7 protein-coding genes are annotated in these 5,169 nt (G+C 55.5%); 5 read left to right on the forward strand and 2 right to left on the reverse strand.

The features are described from left to right. Window positions 1–867: 867 nt before the first annotated feature. Window positions 868–1,029 (reverse strand): hypothetical protein, encoded by a 162-nt coding sequence (locus J7E36_RS24815; protein WP_215008941.1) that lies wholly within the window; start codon window positions 1,027–1,029, stop codon window positions 868–870. A gap of 234 nt (window positions 1,030–1,263) precedes the next feature. Between J7E36_RS24815 and J7E36_RS24820 the strand changes: the two genes are divergently transcribed. The 3 genes from J7E36_RS24820 to J7E36_RS24825 all read left to right on the forward strand — a co-directional run bounded on the left by J7E36_RS24820 (window position 1,264) and on the right by J7E36_RS24825 (window position 2,534). Continuing rightward, window positions 1,264–1,773, forward strand: a complete 510-nt coding sequence (locus J7E36_RS24820; protein WP_231286414.1) for a hypothetical protein — start codon at window positions 1,264–1,266, stop codon at window positions 1,771–1,773. An 84-nt stretch (window positions 1,774–1,857) separates the two neighbouring features. Further along, on the forward strand, window positions 1,858–2,058 hold the full coding sequence (locus J7E36_RS25355; protein ID WP_231286415.1) for a hypothetical protein: 201 nt from the start codon (window positions 1,858–1,860) through the stop codon (window positions 2,056–2,058). A 206-nt stretch (window positions 2,059–2,264) separates the two neighbouring features. Continuing rightward, window positions 2,265–2,534, forward strand: a complete 270-nt coding sequence (locus J7E36_RS24825) for a hypothetical protein (RefSeq protein ID WP_215008942.1) — start codon at window positions 2,265–2,267, stop codon at window positions 2,532–2,534. 110 nt (window positions 2,535–2,644) lie between these two features. Here J7E36_RS24825 and J7E36_RS24830 read toward each other — a convergent pair whose 3' ends face one another. After that, window positions 2,645–3,544 (reverse strand): LysR substrate-binding domain-containing protein, encoded by a 900-nt coding sequence (locus J7E36_RS24830; RefSeq protein WP_215008943.1) that lies wholly within the window; start codon window positions 3,542–3,544, stop codon window positions 2,645–2,647. Between the two features lie 107 nt (window positions 3,545–3,651). On the opposite strand from J7E36_RS24830, the gene J7E36_RS24835 reads away from it, so the two are divergent. Beyond that, complete coding sequence (locus J7E36_RS24835) at window positions 3,652–4,101, forward strand: PACE efflux transporter (protein ID WP_215008944.1); 450 nt, start codon at window positions 3,652–3,654, stop codon at window positions 4,099–4,101. A 208-nt stretch (window positions 4,102–4,309) separates the two neighbouring features. Then, entirely contained in the window at window positions 4,310–5,083 is a 774-nt protein-coding gene (locus tag J7E36_RS24840) for a hypothetical protein (RefSeq protein WP_215008946.1), read from the forward strand. The last annotated feature ends 86 nt before the right edge of the window (window positions 5,084–5,169 follow it).

The raw sequence follows: 5,169 nt of genomic DNA on the forward strand, positions 1-5,169 counted from the left end.
ACCTATTTCAGGACTAGACACATTTCTAAAGCCCGGCCTCGTGCCGGGCTTTTTGCATTCTGGCTCAAGGCTCTTCGGCGTTGGCTTTCTCAAGCAGAGCGGCGATGCCCTCCAAGAGCACCAGATCCGACTCTTTGAGCTTTCCCTTCGCCGCGGCTCTGGCCAGCTTCAATGACTGTGAGCGCCTTTGGTGAAGCGTTCTTCTGTGTAGCCTGATAGGCCGGTGACTGGTCACGCACGCTTTCCTGGCGGGTGAACTCTCCTTCAATGACGTTCGAACCGACCCGCCCGGGTTGACCAGAACGCCTGGCGCCAGCCCGATCTTTTTTCTCGAGGTGGAAGCGCAGCTTTCTCGTAACCGTCCGGCCAAGTCACCTACCGAACTCCAGCATTAAGGGCGATGGGGTCAGATCATTTTAAGCGGACACCATCGCCCTTATCGCTAGGATTTTCATGCGCCAACGAAGCTCTTATCCCAAGCCATTCAAAGCCTAGGTCGTCCAGGAATGTCTGCAACCCGGAGCGACGATGGTCATGACAGTTTCAAAGTCAGAGTCAGCCTTGAAGGTAAAGACCCCTCTGGCTTCTGCAACGCCATTGACTGAAATTCCTTTGCTTTTTCAACCAGTTCGGAGTCGTTGGTCATCAAAAAATAAGGGAATCGAGTTTGCCCAGGATGCATTTCACTTTCCTTGCGTTATCCGCGCCGATATTGGCGCAATCCCAGTCCTTGGGCTTACAGGCAAAGGACTGGGGAAATCCGTCGCGTGGATGCTAGAGGCTACTATCGGAGCGAGGCGATGCGTTACGGGGGATTCGTACAGGCTAAAAAAACGCCCGGACGTAGCCGGGCCCGTAGGAAGAAATTCAGTGCGAATCTGTTTTTTGCCCGTGCCGGCGAGAAGATCCCTCTCCTCGCCTCCGAAGCCAGGTGACGATCGCGTGTACTGGATGGAGGATGGCTGCGAGGATGCAAAGCAGCATGATGATGAAGATGATAATCAGCGGGATACTTTCGTGCGAGAACATGGTGGGTTACTCCTGTAGTCACTATGTTGGAACCCGCAGCCTAGACGCATCGAGCCATGTTTTCGATGAACGTATGTTCATCATCGGTCGCCTGAATTGTGCTAGGGCAATGGCGCCGGATTTTCACAACGTTGAGAGACCGGTTGGGCTGAGCCGGTGATAGGGTGCGTTCTTTCCACAGGAGTGACCCCATGAGATTTTTGTAGGCGCGGTAGCTGTTGCGTTGCTGGCTGGATGTACGACGTCACCAGTTCCATGGATATCCATCGACTCCGCGATGAGCATGGATCTATCACCCACAATGCAATAACCGAAAGCCGCCCCCGCACTGATGCTAACCTCAACCAACCAACTTTTGTGGATACGGACATCAAATGGAATGACGCGCTGCAAGTAGAAGCAACTCGCGCGGGTTACAACCTTGCCGAAGCTCAGGCAAAAAGCCTTGAGGGTAAAGACGGTGTCGGCATCAAGATCAACGTAAGCAATTTCCGTTACCTGACCCCGGGTGCGCGTTACGGGGCCGGAGTCATGGTTGGAAATGCGTGGGTCAACTCCAGCGCCGATTACTCGGACTTGAAAACAGGCCGCCTGATTGGCACGCGCACCTATGACACCTCATCATCTGCCTGGGAAGGCGTCATGTCGGCGATGACCCAAGAGCAGGTCCAGGCTATTTCCCAGAAAATCATCGCTGACATCAAGAACGCAAAGTTAATTGAAACGGGAGCAGACCGCGATTGAGGCGGACGATTGCAGGTGAGTCCAGATCGTGGTTGTCTTCAATGCTTCTGTAGCTCACTGAAAGGTGCCCTGAAGGGCTAATCAATGCCAAAAAAACATCAGGATAGCGAAGCAGCGACTGCTGCTGACATTGAGCGCTCTATCCAGGCACTGAACAAAGTGGCTGAGCGCCTCTGGGGCGATGGTCGGGAAGCTGAGGCGAAAGCGCTACTTGATGCCTTGGACGCTTTAAACAGGGCACTCGATCGAATCAGGATTGGAGAGAGTCGCAGGGTTCTTCATTGATAGGGAAGCGGGGTAGATTCATTTTTTTTTGCGTAGAACCTCTGTGAGTCTACCTACCGTTTTTTGGCCGAATCGTAGATGCTGCCGCGCTCCCAGTGATCCAGCATCAGCATCCAGCCCCGGTCTGCCTCTGAGAAGCGACCGGGTAGCAAAAATCCTGTACGTGGATTATATTTTTGTACAGGTTTTTAAGCGGAAGCAGGAAAGTGACTCCTCTCGAAAAGCTGATCTCCTGGCATGAAAGCTGGGCTCTACGTAATCAGACCGTGAAGTGCAAAGGCTGCGGTGTAGAGCAGTCCGAGCAAAACAGAGCGCTCGAATTTATCCATGAAGCGGGCTGCCAGAAAGCGCGATTTGGCGCCGCACCTTGGCAGGCATTGGATCAGGTAAGGGATGCCTATTGGATTCCCCCGCAAGATTCGTCAGCCGATCAGGAACTCAATGCGGTGACATCGGAGCGGCCAGGATTATCTTAAGGGGAAAGGGAACACTCGGAGGTGGGACGGATCGATGACAGGTGAACGCAGCATCGTGTTTTCGCCAGTTTCTCCCGATTTTCAGGACGCCTAAGCCCTGGTACCCCATGCTAGTGCGCTGATTCCAAGACAATATCCTGCCCTAGCAACCACTCACTGAACCTCCGCACCAGCGGTTGCCGCTCCCGCCCCGGCACGCACACAACGGTATAGCGCGCGCCCGGCAGGTGTACTTCTGGGCGATAGCCAAGCAGTTGCCCCTGGGCAACAGCCTCGGCGACCAATACGTTGCTGGCAAGCACCAACCCGTGGCCTACAATCGCGGCTTGCAGTGCATGCTGTTCCTCGTCATAACGGCGCAAGCGCGCGTTATCCAGCCAACCGAGCGTTCCGGCCGCCGCGCACCAGGCGGGCCAGTCGACCGCGACGTTTGCGTCGCTCAGCCAGGGCACATCAATCAGGTCGATGGGCATGCCATCTACGGGCGGTTGCCAGCCAGGACGGCAATAGACGCCAAAGCACTCGTCCAGTAAAGGCTGCTCGAACAGTTGTGGATCTGGCTTGAACAGGGCGCGGATTGCCATATCGACGCTTGCGTCACGCTGCAGGTCCACCACGTCGTTACTGGTATGCAGCCTGACGTCGATATCCGGGTACCGCCGATGAAAATCCCCGAGCCGGGGTATCAGCCACAGACTGGCGAACGCTGGCGTGGTGCTCACCACCAGAGACTGCGCGGCACACGGCGGCGATAGCGTCTGCAAGCCGTGCTGGATATCCAGCAGGGCCCGGTGCATCTGTGGGTGAAGGCGCTCGCCGTCGGCGCTGAGGCGCACGTTCTGGCTGGAGCGTTCGAACAGCCGCACACCCAGGAAGGCCTCAAGGCTTTTGACTTGATGGGATATGGCCGCAGGGCTGACATTCAGTTCCCGGGCCGCTGCCTTGAAGCTGCCCAGCCGTGCAGCAGACTCGAAACCGCGCAAGGCGGTGAGGGGCAGTTTGGCGAACATGGGGAAATGAGTGACTCAAGTTGAGCGTGGCTCAATTTAGCTCATTTGAGAGTGAGCGCTCAACTCGCCAGGCTGTGGTCTTCCATGGCTCACCCGGAGGAACACCGATGCAAGGCACCCCTCGCAAGATCCTACAGGCCGTTCTCTACGAGGCCGGCGGCGTGCTGTTCGTGGCGCCGGCGCTGGCGTTTACCTACAGTCAGAGTTTGGTCTATTCAACCCAGTTATCCTTGGTGATTTCTACCGTCGCACTGGCCTGGAACATGGTTTTCAACGGTTTGTTCGAGTGGTGGGAGCGCCGCCAGGACCACCGCCACCGCAGTTGGCGTCGTCGCCTGCTTCATTCCCTGGGGTTTGAAGGCGGGTTGACGCTGATGCTTACGCCCGTGATCGGGGCCTGGCTGGGTATAAGCCTGTGGTTGGCACTGGTGACCAACTTGGGACTGTTTGTGTTTTTCTTCTTTTACTCGCTGGTTTTCCAGTGGGTGTTTGACCGGGTGTTTGATGTTCCGCTTTCGGCACAACCCGAGCGGGATGTGGTGTCCGGCGCTCCCTGAATGGCCCTGAATGGCCTTGGGTGGCAGCTCAATACAAGGGCCCCGTTAGTCGGTCTCCAGTCAAGGCTGGTTCTCTTGGGCAGTCGGTATCAGAAGAAGTCGAGCAGGGGTAGCCCTTGACCTGATAGCGTTGCGGAAAAGGGTCATGGGTGGGGACAGCGAATGGGCAAACAGGAGTTCCGATGTCGAGTCAGTACAAGGAGCGCTAATGCCGTATAACTACACGAATGGCCGCTACCTGGTCTTCAAGGGTAACGGCAGCGATGGCGCACCCCTGGGTCGGATTCACCAGGACGGAAAAGTTCGAAACCACTTGGGTGAGCCGCTGTACTACATCGACATGGACGAACATGCGTTCGTTTCGGTCGACTTTGTCTTTCTGGGTAATATACAAAAAATCCGCGGCACGTTTTATGTGCTCAGCGACCGAACGCTCTTCACATTTTCCGAAATGAAGGTTGCGCCACTGGGAAACGAGAGCGAGGAGCAGGCGCTTCACAGGGAGTTCAAAAGAAGGGCGCTAAGTTTGGCAGGGCAGATTGTCCAGGCGAAAAATGAGATGGTGCAGGCACGCTTGGATATGGCCTGGTCCAATTTTAATCCTCTTCGCCGTTTCCGTGCCCTCTTCACTAGCCCAGCGCGCAGGGAGCGAGCATCACCGGGGTGGCGTTACAGTGAGTTGGAAAGTGATCATGAGTTCAAATCGAAGTCTTTCCCTATCTCCTCATTGCCACTCGCGACAATGGTCTTGTGGGCAGCGGCTCCAAGGAAAACGGGGGCAGATCACGGTTATAGGATTGACCGATTACCAGTGAAATCGAATTATGATCTGGCCTTGGCTTTCCAGTGTCCGTCGACAGAGGTGGGTTATATAGCATCATTGGCAGCAACTCCTCCTCGTAGCTCACGTTGGAAGGGAGCCCCCTCTATCTATACTCAGCGTTTCTGCCTGGCCAATTACCAGGCACGAACGAGGACATAGATGTTTAACAATAATAAAGTGGCCTGGCCTGTTACCGGATTGATCGCGGCGTTTTTCAAGGTAGTTGTCGCGTCATCGCCTAACTA

The sequence above is a fragment of the Pseudomonas fluorescens genome, from assembly GCF_018614775.1.
GTDB lineage: Bacteria > Pseudomonadota > Gammaproteobacteria > Pseudomonadales > Pseudomonadaceae > Aquipseudomonas > Aquipseudomonas fluorescens_BY.